This window comes from Enterobacter sp. 3U4, assembly GCF_057224565.1.
Window position 1 is genome coordinate 4,113,036 of sequence record NZ_CP136665.1, and the last position, 23,497, is coordinate 4,136,532.

Annotated in this window: 22 protein-coding genes; 14 read left to right on the forward strand and 8 right to left on the reverse strand. The window is 57.7% G+C overall.

The window, feature by feature from the left end:
• Positions 1 to 40 precede the first annotated feature (40 nt).
• The 4 genes from RVY89_RS19625 to RVY89_RS19640 all read left to right on the forward strand — a co-directional run bounded on the left by RVY89_RS19625 (position 41) and on the right by RVY89_RS19640 (position 5,151).
• Positions 41 to 589, forward strand: a complete 549-nt coding sequence (locus tag RVY89_RS19625; RefSeq protein WP_262790779.1) for a helix-turn-helix domain-containing protein — start codon at positions 41 to 43, stop codon at positions 587 to 589.
• 17 nt (positions 590 to 606) lie between these two features.
• Positions 607 to 1,602, forward strand: a complete 996-nt coding sequence (locus RVY89_RS19630) for a LacI family DNA-binding transcriptional regulator (RefSeq protein WP_484826208.1) — start codon at positions 607 to 609, stop codon at positions 1,600 to 1,602.
• A gap of 103 nt (positions 1,603 to 1,705) precedes the next feature.
• Positions 1,706 to 3,829: an alpha-galactosidase gene (locus tag RVY89_RS19635; protein WP_484826209.1), complete on the forward strand. Its 2,124-nt coding sequence runs from the start codon at positions 1,706 to 1,708 to the stop codon at positions 3,827 to 3,829.
• Positions 3,830 to 3,873: 44 nt separating this feature from the next.
• On the forward strand, positions 3,874 to 5,151 hold the full coding sequence (locus RVY89_RS19640) for an oligosaccharide MFS transporter (protein ID WP_484826210.1): 1,278 nt from the start codon (positions 3,874 to 3,876) through the stop codon (positions 5,149 to 5,151).
• Here the strand turns inward: RVY89_RS19640 and rhaM are convergent.
• The 5 genes from rhaM to rhaB form a co-directional block, all read right to left on the reverse strand.
• On the reverse strand, positions 5,139 to 5,453 hold the full coding sequence (gene rhaM, locus RVY89_RS19645; protein WP_484826211.1) for an L-rhamnose mutarotase: 315 nt from the start codon (positions 5,451 to 5,453) through the stop codon (positions 5,139 to 5,141). The two genes, RVY89_RS19640 and rhaM, sit on opposite strands and share 13 nt — an antisense overlap.
• Positions 5,450 to 6,598: a lactaldehyde reductase gene (fucO, locus tag RVY89_RS19650; protein WP_484826212.1), complete on the reverse strand. Its 1,149-nt coding sequence runs from the start codon at positions 6,596 to 6,598 to the stop codon at positions 5,450 to 5,452. Before fucO ends, rhaM begins: the two co-directional genes overlap by 4 nt.
• Positions 6,599 to 6,639: 41 nt before the next feature.
• Positions 6,640 to 7,470, reverse strand: coding sequence for a rhamnulose-1-phosphate aldolase (gene rhaD, locus RVY89_RS19655; RefSeq protein WP_484826213.1), 831 nt, complete (start codon positions 7,468 to 7,470; stop codon positions 6,640 to 6,642).
• A 119-nt stretch (positions 7,471 to 7,589) separates the two neighbouring features.
• Positions 7,590 to 8,849 carry an L-rhamnose isomerase gene (rhaA, locus tag RVY89_RS19660; protein WP_484826214.1) on the reverse strand — a complete coding sequence of 420 codons (1,260 nt, stop codon included), beginning with the start codon at positions 8,847 to 8,849 and terminating at the stop codon, positions 7,590 to 7,592.
• On the reverse strand, positions 8,846 to 10,315 hold the full coding sequence (rhaB, locus tag RVY89_RS19665; protein ID WP_484826215.1) for a rhamnulokinase: 1,470 nt from the start codon (positions 10,313 to 10,315) through the stop codon (positions 8,846 to 8,848). The genes rhaA and rhaB overlap by 4 nt, the downstream gene beginning before the upstream one ends.
• A gap of 301 nt (positions 10,316 to 10,616) precedes the next feature.
• Between rhaB and rhaS the strand changes: the two genes are divergently transcribed.
• On the forward strand, positions 10,617 to 11,453 hold the full coding sequence (rhaS, locus tag RVY89_RS19670; RefSeq protein ID WP_484826216.1) for an HTH-type transcriptional activator RhaS: 837 nt from the start codon (positions 10,617 to 10,619) through the stop codon (positions 11,451 to 11,453).
• Positions 11,454 to 11,526: 73 nt separating this feature from the next.
• The gene (gene rhaR, locus RVY89_RS19675) at positions 11,527 to 12,375 is read left to right on the forward strand and encodes an HTH-type transcriptional activator RhaR (protein ID WP_484826217.1); all 849 of its coding nucleotides are present in this window, start codon (positions 11,527 to 11,529) and stop codon (positions 12,373 to 12,375) included.
• Here the strand turns inward: rhaR and rhaT are convergent, their stop codons facing one another.
• The gene (rhaT, locus tag RVY89_RS19680) at positions 12,376 to 13,410 is read right to left on the reverse strand and encodes an L-rhamnose/proton symporter RhaT (RefSeq protein WP_484826218.1); all 1,035 of its coding nucleotides are present in this window, start codon (positions 13,408 to 13,410) and stop codon (positions 12,376 to 12,378) included. It abuts the gene before it with no gap.
• A gap of 288 nt (positions 13,411 to 13,698) precedes the next feature.
• Between rhaT and sodA the strand changes: the two genes are divergently transcribed.
• Complete coding sequence (gene sodA, locus RVY89_RS19685) at positions 13,699 to 14,319, forward strand: superoxide dismutase [Mn] (protein ID WP_004203668.1); 621 nt, start codon at positions 13,699 to 13,701, stop codon at positions 14,317 to 14,319.
• A 70-nt stretch (positions 14,320 to 14,389) separates the two neighbouring features.
• Positions 14,390 to 15,064 carry a 6-hydroxyaminopurine reductase gene (yiiM, locus tag RVY89_RS19690; RefSeq protein WP_484826219.1) on the forward strand — a complete coding sequence of 225 codons (675 nt, stop codon included), beginning with the start codon at positions 14,390 to 14,392 and terminating at the stop codon, positions 15,062 to 15,064.
• Positions 15,065 to 15,100: 36 nt separating this feature from the next.
• Here the strand turns inward: yiiM and cpxA are convergent, their stop codons facing one another.
• Together cpxA and cpxR are read right to left on the reverse strand one after the other, a co-directional pair.
• Positions 15,101 to 16,474, reverse strand: a complete 1,374-nt coding sequence (cpxA, locus tag RVY89_RS19695; RefSeq protein ID WP_023309731.1) for an envelope stress sensor histidine kinase CpxA — start codon at positions 16,472 to 16,474, stop codon at positions 15,101 to 15,103.
• Positions 16,471 to 17,169, reverse strand: a complete 699-nt coding sequence (cpxR, locus tag RVY89_RS19700; RefSeq protein ID WP_006179159.1) for an envelope stress response regulator transcription factor CpxR — start codon at positions 17,167 to 17,169, stop codon at positions 16,471 to 16,473. Before cpxR ends, cpxA begins: the two co-directional genes overlap by 4 nt.
• Before the next feature lie 150 nt (positions 17,170 to 17,319).
• On the opposite strand from cpxR, the gene cpxP reads away from it, so the two are divergent.
• The 6 genes from cpxP to RVY89_RS19730 all read left to right on the forward strand — a co-directional run bounded on the left by cpxP (position 17,320) and on the right by RVY89_RS19730 (position 23,461).
• Positions 17,320 to 17,826 (forward strand): cell-envelope stress modulator CpxP, encoded by a 507-nt coding sequence (cpxP, locus tag RVY89_RS19705; RefSeq protein ID WP_371899657.1) that lies wholly within the window; start codon positions 17,320 to 17,322, stop codon positions 17,824 to 17,826.
• Positions 17,827 to 17,979: 153 nt separating this feature from the next.
• Positions 17,980 to 18,873 carry a CDF family cation-efflux transporter FieF gene (gene fieF / locus RVY89_RS19710; protein WP_252034499.1) on the forward strand — a complete coding sequence of 298 codons (894 nt, stop codon included), beginning with the start codon at positions 17,980 to 17,982 and terminating at the stop codon, positions 18,871 to 18,873.
• Positions 18,874 to 19,047: 174 nt separating this feature from the next.
• The gene (pfkA, locus tag RVY89_RS19715; RefSeq protein ID WP_023309696.1) at positions 19,048 to 20,010 is read left to right on the forward strand and encodes a 6-phosphofructokinase; all 963 of its coding nucleotides are present in this window, start codon (positions 19,048 to 19,050) and stop codon (positions 20,008 to 20,010) included.
• A gap of 231 nt (positions 20,011 to 20,241) precedes the next feature.
• Positions 20,242 to 21,231: a sulfate ABC transporter substrate-binding protein gene (locus tag RVY89_RS19720; RefSeq protein WP_024909198.1), complete on the forward strand. Its 990-nt coding sequence runs from the start codon at positions 20,242 to 20,244 to the stop codon at positions 21,229 to 21,231.
• A 108-nt stretch (positions 21,232 to 21,339) separates the two neighbouring features.
• Positions 21,340 to 22,083, forward strand: a complete 744-nt coding sequence (locus RVY89_RS19725) for a CDP-diacylglycerol diphosphatase (protein ID WP_371899658.1) — start codon at positions 21,340 to 21,342, stop codon at positions 22,081 to 22,083.
• 73 nt (positions 22,084 to 22,156) lie between these two features.
• Complete coding sequence (locus RVY89_RS19730) at positions 22,157 to 23,461, forward strand: SLC13 family permease (protein ID WP_484826220.1); 1,305 nt, start codon at positions 22,157 to 22,159, stop codon at positions 23,459 to 23,461.
• Positions 23,462 to 23,497 lie beyond the last annotated feature (36 nt).

Sequence of the window (23,497 nt, forward strand, 5' to 3'; positions counted from 1 at the left end):
ATGAACGATTCGTTCGATTTATAGAACAAAGGGCCGTTATATGACGCAGCCAATCAGCCTGATCGCTAAAAGTCTGGTGCGGGAACGCCTGCGAACCGGGCTTTCACTGGCGGAAATTGCCCGCCGAGCCGGGATCGCAAAATCCACCCTTTCTCAGCTGGAGTCCGGCAACGGTAACCCTAGCCTGGAAACGCTGTGGTCGCTCTGCGTGGCGCTGGATATTCCTTTCGCCCGCCTGCTTGAACCGCAGTTGCCGGCCACACAGGTGATCCGCCGCGGTGAAGGGACGAAAGTGGTCGCCGGACAGGCTAACTATGAAGCCATTTTACTGGCTGCATGCCCCCCCGGCGCGCGCCGCGATGTCTATCTTCTGATGACCCAGCCGGGTGCAGACCGTATTTCACAGCCGCATCCGCCGGGCTCGGTTGAACATATTATCGTGACGCAAGGGCGGGCGCTGGTTGGCCTGCTTGACGCGGCGGAAGAGCTCGGCGCAGGGGATTACATTTGTTATCCCGCCGACCAGCCGCATATCTTCAAAGCCCTGGAGCCAGACACTTACGCGCTGCTGGTGGCGGAACAAAACTAACGAAGATAGGGAAAATCATGTCGCTCAAAGCCATCGCCAAAGAACTGGGGCTCTCTGTTACTACCGTCAGCCGCGCCCTTAACGGATATGACGACGTTTCTGACGAGACGCGCGCTCGCGTAGAAGCGGAAGCCCAGCGACGCGGCTATCGGCCTAACACCTTCGCCCGTCGTCTGAAGATGGGCAAAATCGACGCCGTGGGGCTGGTGTTCCCGGTCCATCCTGTTCCGCTCAATAACAGCGTTTTTATGGACATGGTGGGTGAAATTAGCCACGAGCTGGCACGACATGAAATCGACCTGCTGCTCATCGCAGACGACGATCTGGCGGATAAACACAGCTACATGCGGATGGTGCAGAGCCGCCGCGTGGATGCGCTGATTGTGGCCCACACGTTGGATCGCGATCCGCGACTTGAGCAACTGCAGGCCGCCGGATTCCCCTTTCTGGCGCTTGGTCGCAGCCAGCTACCGCAGCCGTACGCGTGGTTCGACTTCGATAACTATGCCGGTACGTACAATGCTACCCGCTGGCTGATCGGAAAAGGCCATCAGCGCATTGCCCTGCTGGGCGAAAGCAACAATCAGGCATTCATCACCCAGCGTCGTCAGGGCTATCTGGACGCGTTGCGTGAAGCCGGGCTTTCCAGCGAATGGCTGCGCACCATGCCCCCTTCGCGCCGTGTGGGGTATGCCACCACGAAAGAGCTTCTCTCGCTGTCGCAGCCGCCAACGGCCATCATTACCGACTGCAACACTCACGGCGACGGCGCGGCGATGGCGCTGGCGGAGCTGGGCCGACTGACCGGCGAGAACGCCGTTGCGCTGGTGGTTTATGACGGGCTTCCGCAGGACAGCATCGTTGATGCTGACGTGGCGGCAGTGATCCAGTCCACCCGTCAGGGCGTCGGGAAACAGATTGCCGATATGGTTCGCCAGCTGATCAACGGCGAGGCGATCGAGCAGCTCCAGGTGCTCTGGCAGCCCGAATTCTCTCCCGGCCAGACGGCCTGAATCTCTCCATTTTCTAGACCCGATCACAAATCCGAAACGTTTTGGTTTGTATCCGAAACGTTTCGGATCAAAACTCAAGGCATCCCATGACAGGAGATGTCTGATGCAAGATTCCATTTTACGACTCGAAAGCGCGGCGGTGGATGTGGTGATAAAAACGCACCCGTTCGCCGAAATTATTTACTGGGGGCCGCATCTTCAGCACTTTTCGCCGCAAAATACTGAAACCCTTTCCCGGCCAGTTGCCAACGGCAGGCTGGATGTTGATTCTCCGGTCACGCTAATGGCCGAGCTGGGGCACGGTCTGTTTGGGTCGCCCGGTATTGAAGGCCATCGTCTGGGCCTGGACGGTTCGCCTGTCTTTAGCACCACAGACGTCCAGCAGCAGGGGCAAACCCTGACGATTACGGCAGAAGATGAACATGCGGGCCTGCGGCTAACCAGCGAGCTGACGCTGGATGCCAGCGGCGTGCTGGCGGTGCGTCACGGCTTAACCAACCTGAAAGCGCAGGCGTGGCAGGTGGACCGTTTTGCCATAACGCTACCCGTGGCCGAACGCGCGCGGGAGGTCCTGGCCTTCCATGGGCGCTGGATTCGGGAATTTCAGCCGCACCGCGTGACGCTTGAGCACGACAGCTTTGTGATTGAAAACCGCCGGGGTAAAACCTCCCATGAACACTTCCCGGCGTTGATTTCGGGTACGCCGTCGTTCAGCGAAATGCACGGCGACGTCTGGGGCGTGCATCTGGGCTGGAGCGGCAACCACCGCCTGCGTGCGGAAGCCAAAACCGACGGCCGCCGCTATCTGCAGGCTGAAGCCCTCTACCTGCCGGGCGAAATGGCGATTGAGGAGGGCGACACGCTCTGGACGCCGCGCCTGTATGCAAGCTACTCCGCGCAGGGCCTGAACGGCATGAGCCAGCAGTTTCACCATTACCTCCGCGACAACGTTATCCGCTTCCCCGAAAACAAACCGCGCCCGGTCCACCTCAATACCTGGGAAGGCATCTACTTTAACCACGACCCGGACTACATCATGCGCATGGCCGACGAGGCGGCCGCGCTGGGCGTGGAGCGCTTTATCATCGACGACGGCTGGTTCAAAGGTCGCAACGACGACTACGCCGCGCTGGGTGACTGGTATCTGGACGAGAAGAAGTACCCGAACGGCCTCACGCCGGTCATCAGCCATGTGAAACAGCTCGGCATGGAGTTTGGCATCTGGGTTGAGCCGGAGATGATTAACCCGGATTCCGATCTTTATCGTGCGCATCCCGACTGGGTGCTGGCGTTGCCCGGCTACAGGCAACATACCGGGCGGCACCAGCTGGTGCTTAACCTGAACATTCCGCAGGCGTTTGATTACCTGGTGGAGCGCATGAGCTGGCTGCTGGGTGAACATGAGATCGACTACGTGAAGTGGGACATGAACCGTGAGCTGGTGCAGCCGGGTCACGACGGAAAGGCCGCCGCCGACGCGCAAACCCGCCAGTTTTATCGCCTGCTGGACGTGCTGGGCGAGCGTTTCCCGCACGTAGAATTTGAATCCTGCTCCTCCGGCGGGGGGCGAATTGATTATGAGGTGCTGACGCGCTGCCACCGCTTCTGGGCCTCGGACAACAACGATGCGCTGGAACGAAACGCTATCCAGCGCGGCATGAGCTATTTCTTCCCGCCGGAGGTGGTGGGGGCGCATATCGGTCATCATAAATGCCACGCCACCTTTCGCCAGCACGGCATTGAATTTCGCGGTCTGACGGCGCTGTTTGGTCATATGGGTCTGGAACTGGATCCCCTCACCGTCGATGAGCAGGAGCGTGAAGGTTATCGCCGTTACGCCGCGCTGTATAAGCAGTGGCGCGAGGTTATCCATCAGGGAACCCAATGGCGCGTGGATATGCCGGATGCCGCTACGCTGGCACAGGGTATTGTGAGCGAAGATAAAACGCAGGGACTGTTTATCGTCAGCCAGCTCGCCATGCCGGACTACACGTTGATGATGCCGCTGCGCATGCCTGGGCTTGAGGCCAGCGCGCAGTATCGTATTTCGCTGCTCGATCACCCTGATATTCACATCACCGGTGAGGGAGGCCATACCATGCGCAAATTGCCGGCATGGATGGAGACACCGCAAACGGTGAGCGGTGAGTGGCTGATGCAGGCGGGCATAACGCTGCCGATTCTCGATCCGGAAAGCGCCATCCTGATTGGCGTGGAAAGCGTGTAAAGGTGACGGGCCGGGAAACTGGCCCTCCGTTGAGGATAAAAATAATGAACACAACAACCTGTACCCACAAAGACAACCCCAATTTCTGGATTTTCGGGCTGTTCTTCTTTCTCTATTTCTTCATCATGGCCACCTGCTTTCCGTTCCTGCCGATCTGGCTGTCGGATATCATCGGCCTCAACAAAACCCATACCGGCATTGTCTTCTCCTGCATCTCACTCTCGGCCATTGCCTTCCAGCCGGTGCTTGGGGTGATCTCGGACAAACTGGGGCTGAAAAAACATCTGCTGTGGATCATCTCCGTGCTGCTCTTCCTGTTTGCCCCTTTCTTCCTGTACGTCTTTGCGCCGTTACTGAAAGCCAACATCTGGCTGGGCGCGCTGAGCGGCGGCATTTTTATCGGCTTTGTCTTTTCGGCGGGCTCAGGGGCCATTGAGGCCTACATTGAACGCGTGAGCCGTAACAGTTACTTTGAGTACGGCAAGGCGCGCATGTTTGGCTGCCTCGGCTGGGGGCTGTGCGCCTCCACGGGCGGGATCCTGTTCGGCATCGATCCGTCGTATGTTTTCTGGATGGGCTCGGCGGCGGCGCTGCTGTTGATGCTGCTGCTGGTGGTCGCGAAGCCAAAACCCAACCAGACGGCGCAGGTGATGAATGCGCTGGGTGCCAACCAGCCGCAGATCACCGCGAAAACGGTCTTTAGCCTGTTCCGCCAGCGCAGAATGTGGATGTTTATTCTGTATGTGATTGGCGTGGCCTGCGTCTATGACGTATTCGACCAGCAGTTTGCTACCTTCTTCAAAACGTTCTTCGCCACGCCGCAGGAGGGGACTCGCGCCTTTGGTTTCGCAACGACTGCCGGGGAGATTTGTAATGCCATCATAATGTTCTGCTCGCCGTGGATCATTAACCGCATCGGTGCGAAAAACACGCTGCTGATCGCCGGGGTGATCATGGCGACGCGCATTATCGGCTCGTCGTTTGCCACCACCGCCGTAGAAGTGATTGCCCTGAAGATGCTGCACGCGCTTGAAGTGCCGTTCCTGCTGGTGGGGGCCTTCAAGTACATCACCGGGGTGTTTGATACGCGTCTTTCGGCGACTATCTATTTGATTGGCTTCCAGTTTGCCAAACAGTCGGCGGCGATCTTCCTCTCCGCGTTTGCCGGTAATATGTATGACCGGATCGGTTTCCAGGAGACGTATCTGATGCTGGGCTGTTTCGTGCTGGCGATTACGGTGGTGTCGGCGTTTACGCTCAGCAGCAGGCGGGAGATTGCCGCCGCCGCGGGGGCAGCGGCGTTAACACATCAGTCCAGGTAAAAGACCTCTTTAAGCTCCGCACTCACCGGGCTGTTATCCGGGTTCGACGGCATGATGTCGCCCATATGTTTCCACCAGCGCTGGCAGACGTCGGTATTCGCTACCGCGCTCCAGCACTCCTCAGATTCAATCTCTACGGTCGCAAACAGCAGGTGGCGGGCTTTATCGAGATAAATGGCGTAGTGGTGTGCGCCATTATCTTTCAGCACCTTTTCCAGCTCGGGCCATATCGGATTGTGGCGACGCGCGTACTCCTCGTGCGCGTCCGGGTTCACCTGCATCACAAACGCTTTGCGGATCATAATGCCTCCAGATAGAGCTCGCGTACTTCCTCACGGCTGGCGGTGCGCGGATTGCACGGCGCGCACGGGTCGGCGAGGGCTTTATCCAGCCAGCCTTCAATATCGGCTTTGGTTACGCCGAGCTGGCTGAAGCCCGCAGGGATACCGACGCGAGCGCTCAGGTCGCGAATCGCCTGAATGGCGGACATGCTGGCGGCTTCATCGCTCATGCCGCGGGTATCGACGCCCATCGCCTGCGCCACGCGGGCAAAACGCGCGATTGCGTTCGGGCGGTTAAAGCTTTCAACGATCGGCAGCAGGATGGCGTTGCACACGCCGTGCGGCAGGTTGTGCGTCGCGCCCGGCTGGTGCGCCAGGGCATGTACCAGACCCAGACCGGCGCTGTTAAACGCCATGCCCGCCAGATACTGACCAAACGCCATCTGCTCGCGCGCCTCAAGGTTATGACCGTTGTCGACTGCTTCCGGCAGCCACAGGTTGATCAGGCGAATCGCTTCCAGCGCGTTGGCATCGGTCAGCGGATGCGCGCCAACGGATACATAGGCTTCAATGGCGTGGGTTAGCGCATCCATACCGGTTGCGGCGGTCACGGAGGCGGGAATATCGAGCATCACGCTGGCATCGTCCACGGCGATGTCCGGGATGATGTTCGGGTCAATGATCACCTCTTTCACCTGTCGCGCGGAGTCGATGATCACCGCATTGCTGGTCATCTCCGCCGCCGTGCCTGCGGTGGTGTTGATCGCCACCAGCGGCACGCCCGCATTTTTCACCTTGCCGACGCCGGAATAATCGGTTGACGGGCCGGGGTTGGCGGTGAGGATTTTAATCGCCTTGGCGGTATCAATTGGGCTGCCGCCGCCGAAGGCGATAATGTAATCACACGCGGCTTCCCGGTATGCCGCGAAACCCTTCTGTACCAGCGCCTCCGTTGGGTTGGGAAAGACCGCGTCAAACAGCTGATATGACATCTGATGCGCATCCAGCGCGGTAAACAGACCGTCCAGCAGGCCCAGCTTCACCAGCTGGCCGTCGGTAACAATCAGCGCTTTTCCCCACTGCTTGTTCGCTACCAGGTTGACCATATCGCCGATTGCGCCCGCGCCGTGAAGGCTAATTTTTGGAAGTGCCAACATAAAGCTCATGATAATTTTCCTTAACGATCAACGTTTTTCCTGCGAAGGCGTCATGCGTATAAATCCAGCGCGGACTGCAACGGGCTCACGCCAAAGCGCTTGCCGAGGGAGATGAGTTCTTCCCGGGAAATAGTCTGCTTCATGCCCCCCATGGAGTACACCTTCACCAGCACTTCCGCTGATTTCTCGGCGGTGTCGATCAGGCCAAAGGTTTCATCAAGCGTAGGGCCGCTGCCGAACACGCCGTGGAACGGCCACAGCACCAGAGCGTGTCTTTGCATATCCGTTGCGGTTGCCTTGCCAATTTCGTCGGTACCCGGCACCATCCACGGCAGAATGCCCACGCCGTCCGGGAACACCACCAGACACTCGGTGCTGCCTTCCCACAGTTTGCGGGTGAAGAAATCCGAGCTATTTTCCAGCACGTAGGTCAGGGCGATCAGGTTGGTAGCGTGACAGTGCATGATCACGCGGTCTTTGCCGTTGGTCGCCTTGATGCGCTCGCAGTGGGAGAGGAAGTGCGCTGGCAGTTCAGAGGTGGGTACCGCTTCATCGGTCAGGCCCCACAGAATGTGGTAGCCCGCGCCGTCGCTGTCTACCTTCACCACGCCGAGGTTGGCCTGCGGGTCGAGCTGGACGTTACGGAAGAACTTCCCGGAGCCGGTGACGATAAACGGCGTGTTGGCGAGCAGCGGCATCGGCTGGCTCAGCGCGATATAGCGTGGCTTCTGGTGGAAATCGGCCGCGAAGGGTTCGATATCCGCGTCGTCCAGGCGCAGCGTCAGGTTGCCGCCGTTGCGCTCGTCCCAGCCCTTCAGCCAGGCGTCGGTGGTGGCTTTGATCATGCCCTGGACGAACCAGGAGGTGGTGATGGTCTGCATAGTTTCATTTCCAGTTATCGCGGTGAGAGTTTCCCCTCACCCTAACCCTCTCCCCAAAGGGGCGAGGGGATGGTTTGCTCCCTCTCCCCTTTGGGGAGAGGGCAGGGGTGAGGGGGCAGTTACCCGCGCTGACTCAACACGTCTTCCTCATACGCCCGCACGTTGTCCAGCCACTGGCTACCCGCCGGGGCGTCGTTACGCTGGCAGTACATCTCCCACACCGCCTGCCACGGCAGAGATTTCTGCTCTTCCAGCAGCGCCAGACGCGCGGTGTAGTCACCGTTTGCTTCCAGCTTTTTCAGTTCGGCAGTCGGCTCCAGCAGGGCGCGCAGCAGGGCTTTCTTCATGTTGCGGGTGCCGATAACCCACGCCGCGATGCGGTTGATGGAGGCATCGAAGAAGTCGAGGCCGATGTGGACGCGGTCAAAGAGGTCGTGGCGGATGATTTCGCTCGCAATCGCCTGGGTTTCGTCATCCAGCAGCACTACGTGGTCGCTGTCCCAGCGCACCGGACGGCTGACGTGCAGCAGCAGGCGCGGCACGTAGAGCATGGCAGCGGAGATTTTGTCGGAGATCACCTCGGTCGGATGGAAGTGACCGGCATCCAGGCACAGCGCGGTCTGGCGGCTGGTGGCGTACCCCATGTAGAACTCGTTCGAGCCGACGGTGTAGCTCTCGGCGCCAATGCCGAACAGCTTGCTCTCCACGGCGTCGATGTGGTGCGCCGGGTCCAGCTTCTCGCTGATGGCCTCATCCAGCGCGGCCAGCAGGCGCTGGCGCGGAGCAAGACGGTCGACGGTGATGTCCTTCATGCCGTCCGGGATCCAGATGTTCATCACCGACGGTGTGCCGAGCTGCTCGCCAAAGTACGCAGACACGCGGCGGCTGGCCTTCACGTGGTCGATCCAGAACTGACGGATTTCATCGTCCGCGTGGGCGAGGGTAAAACCGTCCGCGCTCAGCGGATGCGAGAAGCAGGATGGGTTGAAATCCAGGCCCAGCTTATTGGCTTTTGCCCACACCACCCAGTTCTTAAAATGCTCCGGTTTGATTTCGTTGCGCGCCACCGGCTCGTCGGACTCGAGGTAAATCGCGTGCAGGTTCAGGCGCTTTGGCCCCGGGATCAGGCTCAGGGCCAGCTCCAGATCGGCGCGCAGCTCGGTCGCGTTACGCGCTTTGCCCGGATAATTACCCGTGGCCTGAATACCACCCGTCAGGGAACCGCCCGGGTTCTCGAAACCGGCGACGTCATCGCCCTGCCAGCAGTGCATAGAGACGGGCAGACGGTCGAGCTGGCGCAGGGCCTCTTCGACATCCACGCCGACGGCGGCGAAACGCTGTTTAGCCAGGTCCCAGGCTTGTTCTAATTGAGTGGTCATGCGCAAAGCTCCTTAGTCAGTCGTTTTTGCTGAAACTGTGCCCGGTAGCGGGCAATCTCATGGCAGGGATTGGGGGTGAAGGTGGTCAGGCTGGCGTTCGCCGCCACCACCGAACGGAAGTCGTCAACGTTGGAGAGTTCGTCCAGCGTCATCAGCTGAATGCCGATATTGCCGAGCGTGGAAGCCTCTACAGGGCCCGCCACCACGGTGATGCCGCAGGCATCCGCGCAAAGCTGGTTCAGCAGCTGGTTCTGGCAGCCGCCGCCCACGATGTGCAGCTGGCTGAACGGCTTACCGCGCAGATCGGCCAGCTCGCTGAGGATGTCGGCATACAGCAGGGCGAGGCTGTCAAAAATGCAGCGCGCTAGCTCTGCCGGGCTGGACGGCACCGGCTGCCCGGCGGCGAAACAGGCGGCCTGGATTTCGGCGCTCATGTGCGCCGGGTTGATAAAGCGGTTATCGTTCGGGTTGATCAGGAAGGTGCAGGCCTTCAGATTTTCGGTCTCTGCGATAAGCGCAGGCAGGTCGGTAACGTTTTGCTCTTTCAGCACGCGCTGAAGCAGCCACAGGCCCATGATATTTTTCAGCACGCGATAGCGCCCTTCCGCTCCACCTTCGTTAGTGATGTTCGCCGCCATCGCGGTATCGCTGGTGTACGGCGTTTTGCTCTCAAAGCCCATCAGCGACCAGGTGCCGGAAGAAAGGTACGCCGCGTCTTTGCTGGAAAGCGGCGAGGCAATGACCGCGCTGGCGGTATCGTGGCTGGCGACGGCAACGACGGGGATTTCATTCCCCTGCGGGCAAATCCACTGACCGATCACATTTCCGGGGTGCGTTGGCGTGCCGAACCAGGACGGCGATGCGCCCGTCCACGCCAGCAGGTTTTCGTCCCAGTTATCGGTGTTGATGTTCACCAGTTGGGTGGTGGTGGCGTTGGTGTATTCCCAGTTCATATTGCCGGTCAGGCGGTAGCTCAGGTAATCCGGGATCAGTAGCGCGTGGGCCACGTTCGCGACCAGCTCCGGCTGCTGCTCGACGAGAGCGCGCAGCTGGTACAGCGTGTTAAACGGCAGAAACTGAATGCCGCTGCGCCCGTAGATGTTGTCCTTGCCAAGCTGGGCGATGGCGTGCGCCATCAGGCCGTCGGTGCGGCTGTCGCGGTAGGAGACGGGCAGGCCGACGCGCTCGCCGTTACCGTCCAGCAGCACATAGTCCACGCCCCAGGTATCAATACCGATGCTGTCGATACGAATGCCGTCGTTGCAGACATTGTTCAGCCCGGTGCGGATCTCCGCCTCCAGGGCATCGATATCCCAGGTCTCAACACCGTCCTGCTTTTTCAGGCAGTTGGCGAAACGGTGCATTTCGCGAAGCGAAAGTGTGCGCTGGCTACAGTCCCAGGTGGCGAGCATTACGCGGCCGCTGGATGCGCCTAAATCGACAGCGACACAATGGCGAAAAGTCATGGTCGGATCCTTTCTTAATTCATTAGCGGTGAGTGTAAGAAAGGGAAGAAAAAGGCACCTTCTCGCCACTGACAGGCCAAATCCGGCGCTGGCAAGAAAGCAAAGATGAACGTGAGGGAGTTCACAGTTTCCAGTAATAGCGGGGTTTTCAGGCAGTGTGACGCTTACCGCATTTCCCGATCTTTCCGCCGGTTTCTTGAAAAACGGACAGCTTTTGCGAGGTTTGCTGCCGAAAATTTAAGGTGAGGGCGCAAGGCCTTAATTACTATTTTGAGAAAATTTCTCATTGGTGGGGGCCGTTATGACCGTACTACACAGCGTGGATTTTTTCCCTGCGGGAGGGTCGCCCGTCGCGATTGAGCCGCGGCTCCCTCAGGCCGCGTTCCCGGAGCATCATCATGATTTTCATGAGATTGTGATTGTTGAGCACGGGACCGGCATTCACGTGTTTAACGGCCAGCCGTACACCATCAGCGGCGGCACCGTGTGCTTCGTGCGGGACCACGACAGGCACCTGTATGAACATACCGACAACCTGTGCCTGACCAACGTGCTCTATCGTTCCCCGGACGCGTTCCAGTTTCTCTCCGGGCTGAATCAGCTGCTGCCGCAGGAGCAGGACGGACACTATCCGTCGCACTGGCGGGTGAACCAGTCCACCTTACAGCAGGTGCGACAGCTGGTGAGCCAGATGGAGCAGAGCGAGGACGGGCAGGAGACGCACGTCATTGCCACGCGCGAGCTGCTGTTCATGCAGCTGCTGGTGCTGCTGCGCCGCAGTAGTCTGGTGGAGGGGCTGGAAAACAACGAGGCCCGGCTGAACCATCTGATGGCCTGGCTGGAAGACCATTTCGCCGAAGATGTCTGCTGGGAAACGCTGGCGGATGATTTTTCGCTGTCGCTGCGCACTCTGCATCGCCAGCTGAAGCAGCACACCGGGCTGACGCCCCAGCGCTACCTTAACCGCCTGCGGTTAATCAAAGCGCGTCATCTTTTACGCCATACTGACGAAAGCGTCACGGATATCGCCTATCGCTGCGGTTTCGGCGACAGTAACCACTTTTCGACGCTTTTCCGTCGGGAGTTTAGCTGGTCGCCGCGCGATATTCGTCAGGGAAAAGACGCGTTGCTTCAGTAACGCGAGGGCAGTCACCGTTTTTATGCCGCAAAAAGGCTAATAGTGTCCGGTTATTCGCCGTAGAGGTTGTGGTGTGGCTGCTCAGTTAATTCTTCGCAAAGATGATTTTTTTGCCTCCGCCGGTCAGGCCGTTGCGGTGGCCGATCGCTACCCGCAAAACGTCTTTGCCGAGCACACCCACGAGTTTTGCGAGCTGGTGCTGGTGTGGCGCGGCAACGGTCTGCACGTCCTCAACGATCGCCCCTACCGCATCACGCGCGGCGATCTGTTCTACATCCGCGCGGAAGATAAACACTCCTACGCCTCGGTTAACGACCTGGTGCTGCAGAACGTCATCTACTGCCCGGACAGGCTCAGGCTTAACGTCGACTGGGTGGCCAACATTCCCGGTTTTCTTGATGCCCGAGGAGAACCGCACTGGCGCTTAAGCAGCGGCGGCATGACCCAGGTTCGGCAGGTTATCTCTCAGCTGGAGCAGGAGAGCCAGAAGAGCGATCCCGTCGCTAACCAGATGGCAGAGCTGCTTTTTGCCCAGTTGGTGATGACGCTGAAGCGCCATCGTTACGCCACCGATAACCCCTCCGCCACGACGCAGGAAGCGCTGCTGGATAAGCTCATCACTACGCTTGCGGGCAGCCTGAACAGAAGCTTCGTGCTGGAGAAATTTTGCGAGCAGGAGCAGTGCAGCGAACGCGCGCTGCGCCAGCAGTTCCGCACCCAGACGGGGATGACGGTAAACCACTACCTGCGCCAGCTGCGCATCTGCCACGCCCAGTATCTGCTGCAGCATACGGAGCTGATGGTGAGTGAAGTGGCGATGCGCTGCGGCTTTGAGGACAGTAACTACTTTTCGGTGGTGTTTAACCGCGAGGTGGGGATGACGCCGGTTCAGTGGCGTCATCGTAGTCGAAAGGCGGCCTAGTCAGTTCGCCATACCGAGGCCAACAATGTTGGCCGCGATAATAATCACCACGCAGCCCAGGCTCAGGACGCCGACTGGACGACGCCCGGCGTTGTTCCACTCCTTCAGCACCAGCCCTACCAGCCCGCCGCACAGCACGTAGAAGCTCATGTGCAGCATCCAGCTCATGTAGTCGTACTGCGCCGGAATACTGGCGTGGCCCCAGGCGTAAAAGAAGAACTGCAGATACCACATCAGGCCGCCGAGGGCAGAGAGCAGCACGTTAGTAATGATGAGCTGTTTTGCCAGCGAGAAGTCGGCTTTTACCGACAGATTCTTCACTTTTGCCAGACGAATGAAGCAGAAGCCAAGGTTAACCAGCGCGCCGCCGCCCATGATCACAACGTAACTTGGCAGGGCAACGTACAGCGGGTCAACGCCCAGCGCGGCAGCGGCTTCGTGCATCGGTTTGGCGGCGTTCATGGCGAACGACATGCCCGCCGAGAAGATGCCGCACATCACCGCCAGCATCAGGCCTTTTTTCAGGTTGAAGTCTTCGGCCCGAATGCCCATCTTGCGCTCTTTCAGCTGGCCTGCGCGGGTGACGATACCCACGCCGATCACCGCGACCAGCACGCCCAGCAGCGTCATTCGCCCGCCCTGCGAGTTAATCAGCACGTCGAAGTTGCCGTTGAGGATAGGCGTCATCAGGGTGCCGACGATAAGCGTAATGCCAATCGCGATGCCGATACCCATCGACATGCCGAGATAGCGCATGGTGAGGCCGTAGTTGATGTTGCCGATGCCCCACATCGCGCCGAACAAGAAGACCGGCAGCAGGGTAGAGGCGCTGAAGGAGGAGAAATAGCCCCAGAAATCCGGGAGCAGCATGGCGCTAATGGTCCACGGCAAAATCAGCCAGGAGACCGTACCGCCAACGGACCACATGGTTTCCCATGACCAACCTTTAACCTTTTTGAACGGGGCATAGAAACAGGCTGCACTGGCCGCGCCTATCAAATGCCAGAAAATACCCATCGTAATCGCATGATTCATTTTTACATCCTCATCGTTTTTATAGTCGGTGGCTTCCCGCCGACTTGATGAGTGTAAAAATTAGGCGGTTTCGGAACCTTCAGAAGGTTGCCGCACTTTTGTTCTGGATGGCAATCAGCACGTTAACCGCGTGAGCAGACTCACAATTCCGCTATTAATCGAAAAATGAATAACCTTATAAAAACTACGGCATTGATAATCATTTTCAATATCATTTAATTAACTATAATGAACCAACTGCTTACGCGGCATTAACAGCTGTGCCGCCCGACAATAATGGAGAGGATTATGAGTTATACACTGCCATCCCTGCCGTATGCCTACGACGCACTGGAACCGCATTTCGACAAGCAGACGATGGAAATCCATCACACTAAACACCACCAGACCTATGTGAACAATGCGAACGCCGCGCTGGAAAGCCTGCCTGAGTTCGCTAACCTCTCTGCTGAAGAGCTGATCACCAAGCTGGACCAGCTGCCAGCGGACAAGAAAACCGTTCTGCGTAACAACGCTGGCGGCCACGCTAACCACAGCCTGTTCTGGAAAGGCCTGAAGACCGGTACCACCCTGCAGGGCGACCTGAAAGCGGCTATCGAGCGCGACTTCGGTTCTGTTGACAACTTCAAAGCGGAATTCGAAAAAGCCGCTGCAACCCGCTTCGGCTCCGGCTGGGCGTGGCTGGTTCTGAAAGGCGACAAGCTGGCGGTAGTGTCTACTGCTAACCAGGACTCCCCGCTGATGGGTGAAGCGATCTCTGGCGCATCCGGCTTCCCAATCCTGGGTCTGGACGTGTGGGAACACGCTTACTACCTGAAGTTCCAGAACCGTCGCCCGGACTACATCAAAGCCTTCTGGGACGTGGTGAACTGGGACGAAGCAGCAGCGCGTTTCGCCGCTAAAAAATAAGGTTGCATTGACGCCTGTGAGAAGCGAGTCTTATGACTCGCTTTTTTTGTATCTGCAGAAAGGAGCAGCGATGCACTATCCGGTGAATGTATTTACAGGCAAGGTAAGGGAGTACGACGGCAGCCGCCCGAGTGCCATCGCCAAAATTCAGGTCGACGGTGAGCTGACGTTAACCGACCTCGGGCTTGCGGGCGACGAGCAAGCCGAAAAGAAAATCCACGGCGGGCCCGAGCGCGCGCTGTGCCACTATCCGCGCGAACACTATCAGCACTGGAAAACCGAGTTCCCCGAGCAGGCGGATCTTTTCGTCGCCCCCGCGTTTGGCGAGAATCTCTCCACCGAAGGGCTCACCGAAAAGAACGTTTTTATCGGTGATATCTACCGCTGGGGCGATGCCCTGATTCAGGTGACGCAGCCACGCTCGCCGTGCTTTAAGCTCAACTTCCATTTCGGTATTCAGGATATGTCTGCCCAGCTGCAAACAGCAGGCAAAACCGGTTGGCTGTACCGCGTGGTGCTGGCTGGGCAGGTTTCTGCGGACGCGCCGCTTGAGCTGGCGTCGCGCCTGAGCGATGTGTCTGTTTATGACGCCTGCGCCATTGCCTGGCATATGCCGTTTGACGACGAGCAGTATCACCGCCTGCTGTCGGCGGCGGGGCTATCGACCAGCTGGACAAGAACGATGCAGAAGCGGCGTTTAAGCAACAAGATCGAGGACAATTCGCGGAGATTGTGGGGGAAGTAGGCCGGGTAAGGCGAAGCCGCCACCCGGCACTAACAGCTATGAACGCTTATACAACGGTAGCCACAGCGTTAACCGTAGCCCACCCAGCGGGCTGTCGTCGGCTTTCACCCAGCCGCGGTGCTGCTGCATGGCGGTTTCAACAATCGCCAGACCCAGTCCCGTACCGCCCGATTCCCGGTCGCGCGCTTCGTCGGTACGATAGAACGGACGGAAAATCTGCTCGCGGTCTTCCGGGCTGACGCCAGGACCATCGTCGTCGACAATGACGGTGATCCCGTCTTTATCCACCGAGAACGCCACTTCAATCTTCGTATGCGAGTAGCGCAGGGCGTTACGCACGATGTTCTCCAGCGCGCTTTCCAGCGTGTTGGGGTTACCGTACAGCGGCCACGGGCCCGGCGGGAAGTTGACGGTGAAGGATTTACCCATCTGTTCAGCTTCGAACGCCGCGTTGTCCAGCACCTCGTGCCACAGGTGATTGGCTTTCACCGTTTCGCTGACCAGGGCGTTTTTCTGCTGATTGCGCGACATCACCAGCAGGTCGTTGATCATGCTGTCCAGGCGGTGAGCTTCCGTCTCAATACGCTCCAGCTCTTTGCTCTCACCGCTGCGGCGGCGCAGCAGCGCGGTGCCAAGCTGCAAGCGCGTAAGCGGTGTTCGCAGCTCGTGCGAGATATCCGACAGTAGACGTTGCTGTGCGGTCATCATGCGATCGAGAGCGCTCACCATCTGGTTAAAACTGGTCCCTGCGGCAAGGAACTCCTGCGGTCCAGCTTCCAGTTCAGGGTGTTGTCGCAGGTTACCCTGCGCCACCTCATCGGCGGCATTCTTAAGCTTACGCGCCGGTTTTGCCAGGCTCCACGCCAGCCATAACAGCAGCGGCGAGCTGACCAGCATGGTGACAATCAGCAGCAGGAGAGGGCGGTCAAACAGCAGGTTGATAAAATCAGACTGGGAGTTACTCGCCGGACGGATCAGGTAGAGCTGATAATTATCCTCTCCATCTCTGACGGAGAAAGGCCCCACCATCTCTACGCGGCCATATTTCTTCTTCTGGGGATGATCGGCGTTATCCGCCTGGCCAATGAAGTTGCGGATAATCTGCATTTCATTGCGATCGGCGCCAATGACGCGGCCTTCGCTGGTCACCAGCAGCAGGCGTTGTCCGGGCGGCGCCCACTTGTCGATAGCGCGAAACAGCCTGCGCCACCACATTAAGTCGTTTGGCGGATCGTTTGCCAGCTCGGCTTCCACGTGCTGCTCGATCATCACGCCCTGACGTTGCTCGCTGTCGAGAAGCTCCGTCATCTGGCGTGAGTCGAGTTTTGGCAACATCAGTACGAGCATTAAAACCAGTGCCAGCGTCAGCCAGAAGATGGCGAAGATGCGGGCGGTTAAGCTTCCTATCATGAAGCGGAAACCATCAGATAACCGCGACCACGCAGGGTTTTAAACCATGGATGACCGTCTTTACGCTCCGGCAGCTTACGGCGCAGGTTAGAAATGTGCATGTCGATGGCGCGGTCAAACGGGGTCAGACGTTTGCCCAGCACTTCCTGACTTAAATGTTCACGCGATACCACCTGGCCGAGGTGCTGCGCCAGCAGATACAGCAGGGTGAACTCCGTGCCGGTGAGTTCCAGCGTCTGGCCATCAAAGCTTGCTTCCTGACGGCCCGGGTTCAGGCTCAGGGAGTCGACTTCAAGGGTAGGTGAGCTGTTGTCGGTATTTTGCTGCTGCTCGCTCCAGTGGGAACGACGCAGGATAGCGCGAATACGGGCAACCAGTTCACGGTCGTTAAACGGCTTCGGTAAATAGTCATCCGCGCCCAGCTCAAGGCCGAGTACGCGATCGAGTTCGCTGCCGCGCGCGGTCAGCATGATAACGGGTGTCTGGTGTGTCTGGCGAAGTTCTTTCAACGTATCAATACCGTTTTTCTTCGGCATCATCACGTCGAGCAAAAGTAAATCGATGCTGTCGTCAAGGAGACTCAGCGCCTGCTCGCCATCATGGGCAACCAGGACGTTGAAACCTTCCATGTCGAGCAACTCCTTTAAAAGGGATGTGAGCTCTCGGTCATCATCAACTAACAGGATTTTATTCATTGTTTAAATACCTCCGAGGCAGAAATTACGACATCAAGGCTGTCTAATCCATGACTTTACGTTGTTTTACACCCCCTGACGCATGTTTGCAGCCTGAATCGTAGACTGTCTCTCGTTGAATCGCGACACGAAAGATTTTGGGAGCAAGTGATGCGCAAAGTTACCGCTGCCGTCATGGCCTCAACGCTGGCGTTCAGTGCGTTTAGCCAGGCTGCTGAAGCTATCATCAGCGATAACAGTCCCTTACAAGAGGGCGCAACGCAGAACAGCAGCCAAAGCCATATGTTTGACGGCATAAGTTTAACCGAACATCAGCGTCAACAGATGCGAGATCTGATGCAGAGGGCACGACACGACCAGCCCCCTGTTAATGTTAGCGAAATGGAGACAATGCATCGCCTTGTCACCGCAGAAAATTTTGACGAAAGCGCTGTACGCGCTCAGGCCGAAAAAATGGCACAGGCACAGGTTGCCCGCCAGGTAGAGATGGCGAAGGTCCGCAACCAGATGTTCCATCTGCTAACGCCCGAGCAGCAAGCGGTTTTGAATGCCAGACATCAGCAGCGAATGGACCAGCTGCGTGAGGTTGCACGGATGCAGCGAAGCTCAGAAACGACGTTTTTCAGTAGCAATAGCAGTACCCGTAGTAACCAGTAAACCCTGTTTTCCTTGCCATAGACACCATCCCTGTCTTCCCCCACATGATGTGGGGGTTTTTTTTGCCTGTCATTCTCTTTTGTTAACCGTTTATTCATCCTTCGACTCCGCATGCTTCCGTTATAATAGCGGCATGACATGACAGGAGCGTTTATGAATCAATCCTATGGAAGACTGGTAAGCCGGGCCGCAATGGCCGCGACGGTAATGGCGTCGTGCTTGCTGGTCATCAAGGTTTTCGCGTGGTGGTATACCGGTTCGGTCAGTATTCTGGCGGCGCTGGTGGACTCGCTGGTGGATATTGCCGCCTCGCTGACCAACCTGCTGGTGGTGCGTTACTCGCTGCAGCCAGCGGATGAAGAGCACACGTTTGGGCATGGCAAAGCGGAGTCGCTGGCCGCGCTGGCGCAAAGTATGTTCATTTCCGGCTCTGCGCTGTTCCTGTTTTTAACCGGCATTCAGCATCTCGTTTCGCCGACACCGATGAACGATCCCGGCGTGGGCGTGATTGTGACGGTCGTTGCGCTTATATGCACACTTGTTCTGGTAACGTTCCAGCGCTGGGTTGTTCGCAAAACGCAAAGCCAGGCTGTACGGGCGGATATGCTTCATTATCAATCTGATGTTATGATGAATGGGGCTATTCTTATTGCGCTCGGTCTGGCCTGGTATGGCTGGCATCGCGCCGATGCGTTGTTTGCGTTAGGGATTGGTATCTATATTTTATATAGCGCCCTGCGGATGGGGTATGAAGCGGTGCAATCACTGCTTGACCGCGCCCTCCCGGACTCAGAACGTAATGAAATTTTTTCTATCGTGACCTCCTGGCCCGGCGTCAGCGGTGCACACGATCTTCGAACGCGGCAGTCAGGGCCGACCCGCTTTATTCAGATTCACATTGAAATGGAAGACAACCTGCCACTGGTTCAGGCTCACGTGATAGCTGAGCAGGTCGAGCAGGCGATTTTGCAGCGTTTTCCTGGTTCAGACGTCATCATTCACCAGGATCCCTGCTCGGTTGTACCCGGTCATGTTGGGCTTTCGTAATTCGTTGTAAAAAAGTGAGCCAGGCCAGCATTTTGTGTATAAATTACCGCCATTTGGTCTGACCTGAATCAATTCAGCTGGAAGGGATTGATATACTATTTGCAGTATTCGTTGGTCGATAAGTTTCTTCCGGCAACAGATTTCAATTTTGCATTCCTAAGTTCAGAGGTAGTCATGATTAAGAAAATCGGTGTGTTGACAAGCGGCGGTGATGCGCCGGGCATGAACGCGGCAATTCGTGGTGTTGTCCGTGCAGCGCTGACGGAAGGCCTGGAAGTTTTTGGCGTTTATGACGGTTATCTGGGCCTGTATGAAGATCGTATGGTTCAGCTCGACCGTTACAGCGTGTCTGACATGATCAACCGTGGCGGTACTTTCCTCGGTTCTGCGCGCTTCCCGGAATTCCGCGATGAACACGTTCGTGAAGTGGCTATCGAAAACATGAAGAAACGCGGTCTGGACGCCCTGGTGGTTATCGGTGGTGACGGCTCGTACATGGGTGCAAAACGTCTGACCGAAATGGGTTTCCCGTGCATCGGTCTGCCGGGCACCATCGACAACGACATCAAAGGTACTGACTACACTATCGGCTTCTTTACCGCACTGGGTACCGTTGTTGAAGCGATTGACCGTCTGCGTGATACCTCGTCTTCTCACCAGCGTATCTCTATCGTTGAAGTGATGGGCCGTTACTGTGGCGACCTGACGCTGGCGGCAGCCATTGCGGGCGGTTGCGAATTTATCGTCGTGCCAGAAGTCGAATTTAGCCGTGAAGATCTGGTGGCTGAAATCAAAGCGGGCATCGCGAAAGGTAAAAAACACGCGATCGTGGCTATCACCGAGCACATCTGTGACGTTGACGAGCTGGCGAAGTACATCGAAGCCGAAACCAAACGCGAAACCCGCGCGACCGTACTGGGTCACATCCAGCGTGGCGGTTCCCCAGGCCCTTACGACCGTATTCTGGCGTCCCGTATGGGCGCGTACGCTATCGATCTGCTGCTGCAGGGTCACGGCGGCCGCTGCGTCGGTATTCAGAACGAAAAACTGGTTCACCACGACATCATCGACGCGATTGAAAACATGAAGCGTCCGTTCAAAGGTGACTGGCTGGACTGCGCGAAAAAACTGTACTGATCCGCTCTGCTGCCCGGTGGCGGCAAGGTAAATGCAAAACGGTAACCCTTGGGTTACCGTTTTTTATGTTTGCTCCCTCTCCCGTGGGAGAGGGCTGGGGTGAGGGCATCAGGCTGCTCATACCTCTCTTTTATTCCACTACGTTATAGCCAATCTTTTTTTATTCTTTAATCCTCGATTCGCTTTCTGGCACGCTGCATTCATCAAAACACTACACAAGAGAGCTGGGCGATGAATAAATGGGGCGTGGGTTTAACATTATTGCTGGCATCGACCAGCGTTCTGGCTAAGGACATCCAGTTACTGAACGTGTCATACGACCCGACGCGTGAACTGTACGAGCAATACAACAAAGCGTTTGCGGCACACTGGAAGCAGGAAACCGGCGACAACGTCGTGGTTCGCCAGTCTCACGGTGGTTCTGGCAAGCAGGCGACTTCCGTCATCAACGGTATTGAAGCCGACGTGGTGACCCTGGCGCTGGCCTACGACGTTGACGCGATCGCCGAGCGTGGCCGTATCGACAAAAACTGGATCAAACGCCTGCCGGATAACTCCGCACCATACACCTCGACCATCGTTTTCCTGGTCCGTAAAGGCAACCCGAAACAGATCCATGACTGGAATGACCTGATTAAGCCGGGCGTGTCAGTCATCACCCCTAACCCGAAAAGCTCTGGCGGCGCTCGCTGGAACTACCTGGGCGCATGGGGCTACGCGCTGCATCACAACAACGGCGACCAGGCCAAAGCGCAGGAATTTGTGAAAGCGCTGTATAAAAACGTTGAGGTGCTGGACTCCGGCGCGCGTGGCGCCACCAACACCTTCGTCGAGCGCGGGATTGGCGACGTGCTGATCGCATGGGAAAACGAAGCCCTGCTGGCTACCAATGAACTGGGTAAAGACAAGTTCGAGATCGTGACCCCAAGCGAATCGATTCTTGCTGAGCCAACCGTCTCTGTTGTCGATAAAGTGGTTGAGAAGAAAGATACCAAAGCGGTGGCGGAAGCCTACCTGAAGTATCTGTACTCGCCAGAAGGCCAGGAAATTGCGGCGAAAAACTTCTATCGTCCACGCGATCCGGCCGTTGCGAAGAAATACGAAAGCGTCTTCCCTAAACTGAAACTCTTCACCATTGATGACGAGTTCGGCGGCTGGACGAAAGCGCAGAAAGAGCACTTCTCTAACGGCGGCACCTTCGACCAGATTAGCCAGCGCTAACCCATTAGCCAATGACACGGTGACCCGGCGTGAGAAATCCGCCGGGTTTTTTATTTGGTCATCATTTTGCGTTACTCTTTTGCCTCTATTGAAAACAGGGAACGCGTTGTGAAAAAAATTATCTTATTGATCCTCATTGTCATCGCCCTTGCCGCTGGCGGCGTGTACTGGATGAAAGCGGGTAATCCGAATGCGTTGCGACACATCGTTCTCGACCAGTGCGTGCCGAATCAGATCCAGAACCGCAACCCGGCACCCTGTGCGCAGGTGAAAACGGATGCAGGCTACGTGGTATTTAAAGATCGCAACGGGCCGCTGCAATACCTGCTGATGCCGACATATCGCATCAACGGCACCGAGAGCCCGCTATTGACCGAGGCGCATACGCCGAACTTTTTCTGGCTGGCCTGGCAGTCGCGCAGCTTTATGACCATGAAGCGCGGATCCGAGGTGCCCGACAGCGCCATTTCGCTGACGATTAACTCGCCGACTGGCCGCACGCAGAACCATTTTCATATTCATATCTCCTGCCTGCGCCCGGACGTGCGCGAGAAGCTCAATGCGGCACAGGGAGAAATCAGTACCCAGTGGCTGCCTCTTCCCGGCGGGCTGGAAGGGCATGAGTATCTTGCTCGTCGAGTGACGGAAAATGAGCTGGTGCAGCGCAGCCCGTTCATAATGCTGGCTGAAGAGCTTCCGGAAGCGCGCGACCATATGGGGCGCTTTGCCCTGGCGATGGCGCAGCAGTCGGATGGTTCGTTTGTGTTGCTGGCAACCGAACGTAACTTGCTGATGCTTAACCGCGCGTCGGCTGAGGAACTGCAGGATCATCAATGCGCTATCCTGAATTGACCCCACCATAAATAGCGTTTACTCGGCCTGCCTGTCGCCGTAGACTTGCTGAAAAATTCTACAGGAGACAGGTATGTCGCTCTGGTCAACGTATCCTCTGCTGCTGCCTTCACTGATCGTTGGCGTCACTATCGTGCTATGGGCGACGTCGCTGTTGCCGGAATTCATCACCGCGCTGCTGTTCTTTACGGCGGCAATGACCGCGAAGATCGCCCCGCCGGAGGTGATTTTCGGCGGTTTTGCTTCGTCGGCCTTCTGGCTGGTCTTCAGCGGATTCGTGCTCGGCGTGGCGATCCGTAAAACCGGACTGGCGGACAGGGCCGCCCGGGCGCTGTCGGCAAAGCTCACCGACTCCTGGGTATTGATGGTGGCAAGCGTGGTGCTGCTGAGCTATGCGCTGGCGTTTGTGATGCCGTCGAATATGGGACGTATTGCGCTGCTGATGCCGATTGTCGCGGCGATGGCAAAACGCGCCAGTATCGTCGACGGCTCACGCGCCTGGTTTGGTCTGGCGCTGGCGGTAGGGTTCGGGACGTTCCAGCTTTCGGCGACGATTCTGCCCGCTAACGTGCCTAACCTGGTGATGAGCGGTGCGGCGGAAGGCTCGTATGGCATCCATCTGAACTATGTCCCGTATCTGATGCTGCACACGCCGGTGCTGGGCATTCTCAAGGGCCTGATTCTGATTGGCCTGATCTGCTGGCTTTTTCCCGGCAGCCCAAAACCGCCGAAGGAACAGGCGCCGTCTGAGCCTATGGGGCGGGACGAAAAGCGTCTCGCCTGGCTGCTGGCGGTGGTGCTGGGGATGTGGGTGACGGAGAGCTGGCACGGCGTGGGGCCCGCCTGGACGGGGCTGGCGGCGTCGATCATCGTTATGCTGCCGCGCGTTGGCTTTATCACCGGGGAAGAATTTTCAGCGGGGGTGAATATGCGCACTTGCATTTACGTCGCGGGCATTCTTGGGCTGGCGATCGTGGTGACGCAAACCGGCATCGGAACGGCGGTGGGCGAGGCGTTGCTCCGCATTATGCCGCTGGATGCAGACCGACCGTTCACCAGTTTCCTGGCGCTGACCGGTATTACCACCGCACTCAACTTCATTATGACCGCCAACGGCGTTCCGGCGCTGTATACCACCCTGGCGCAAAGCTTCTCGGACGCGACCGGTTTCCCGCTGCTGTCGGTGATCATGATTCAGGTGCTGGGCTATTCCACGCCGCTGCTGCCGTATCAGGCGTCGCCGATCGTGGTGGCGATGGGGCTAGGAAAGGTGCCTGCCAGGGCGGGGATGGTGCTTTGTCTGGCGCTGGCTATTGCAACGTATCTGGTGCTGCTGCCGCTGGATTATCTGTGGTTCAGCCTGCTGGGACGGCTGTAAAAAAGCCCGGTGGCGCTGACGCTTACCGGGCCTACA

Coding starts and splice junctions, on each gene's coding strand:
- RVY89_RS19625 (WP_262790779.1), top strand. CDS start 41: ATGACGCAGCCAATCAGCCTGATCGCTAAAAGTCTGGTGCGGGAACGC.
- RVY89_RS19630 (WP_484826208.1), top strand. CDS start 607: ATGTCGCTCAAAGCCATCGCCAAAGAACTGGGGCTCTCTGTTACTACC.
- RVY89_RS19635 (WP_484826209.1), top strand. CDS start 1,706: ATGCAAGATTCCATTTTACGACTCGAAAGCGCGGCGGTGGATGTGGTG.
- RVY89_RS19640 (WP_484826210.1), top strand. CDS start 3,874: ATGAACACAACAACCTGTACCCACAAAGACAACCCCAATTTCTGGATT.
- rhaM (WP_484826211.1), bottom strand. CDS start 5,453: ATGATCCGCAAAGCGTTTGTGATGCAGGTGAACCCGGACGCGCACGAG.
- fucO (WP_484826212.1), bottom strand. CDS start 6,598: ATGAGCTTTATGTTGGCACTTCCAAAAATTAGCCTTCACGGCGCGGGC.
- rhaD (WP_484826213.1), bottom strand. CDS start 7,470: ATGCAGACCATCACCACCTCCTGGTTCGTCCAGGGCATGATCAAAGCC.
- rhaA (WP_484826214.1), bottom strand. CDS start 8,849: ATGACCACTCAATTAGAACAAGCCTGGGACCTGGCTAAACAGCGTTTC.
- rhaB (WP_484826215.1), bottom strand. CDS start 10,315: ATGACTTTTCGCCATTGTGTCGCTGTCGATTTAGGCGCATCCAGCGGC.
- rhaS (WP_484826216.1), top strand. CDS start 10,617: ATGACCGTACTACACAGCGTGGATTTTTTCCCTGCGGGAGGGTCGCCC.
- rhaT (WP_484826218.1), bottom strand. CDS start 13,410: ATGAATCATGCGATTACGATGGGTATTTTCTGGCATTTGATAGGCGCG.
- sodA (WP_004203668.1), top strand. CDS start 13,699: ATGAGTTATACACTGCCATCCCTGCCGTATGCCTACGACGCACTGGAA.
- yiiM (WP_484826219.1), top strand. CDS start 14,390: ATGCACTATCCGGTGAATGTATTTACAGGCAAGGTAAGGGAGTACGAC.
- cpxA (WP_023309731.1), bottom strand. CDS start 16,474: ATGATAGGAAGCTTAACCGCCCGCATCTTCGCCATCTTCTGGCTGACG.
- cpxR (WP_006179159.1), bottom strand. CDS start 17,169: ATGAATAAAATCCTGTTAGTTGATGATGACCGAGAGCTCACATCCCTT.
- cpxP (WP_371899657.1), top strand. CDS start 17,320: ATGCGCAAAGTTACCGCTGCCGTCATGGCCTCAACGCTGGCGTTCAGT.
- fieF (WP_252034499.1), top strand. CDS start 17,980: ATGAATCAATCCTATGGAAGACTGGTAAGCCGGGCCGCAATGGCCGCG.
- pfkA (WP_023309696.1), top strand. CDS start 19,048: ATGATTAAGAAAATCGGTGTGTTGACAAGCGGCGGTGATGCGCCGGGC.
- RVY89_RS19720 (WP_024909198.1), top strand. CDS start 20,242: ATGAATAAATGGGGCGTGGGTTTAACATTATTGCTGGCATCGACCAGC.
- RVY89_RS19730 (WP_484826220.1), top strand. CDS start 22,157: ATGTCGCTCTGGTCAACGTATCCTCTGCTGCTGCCTTCACTGATCGTT.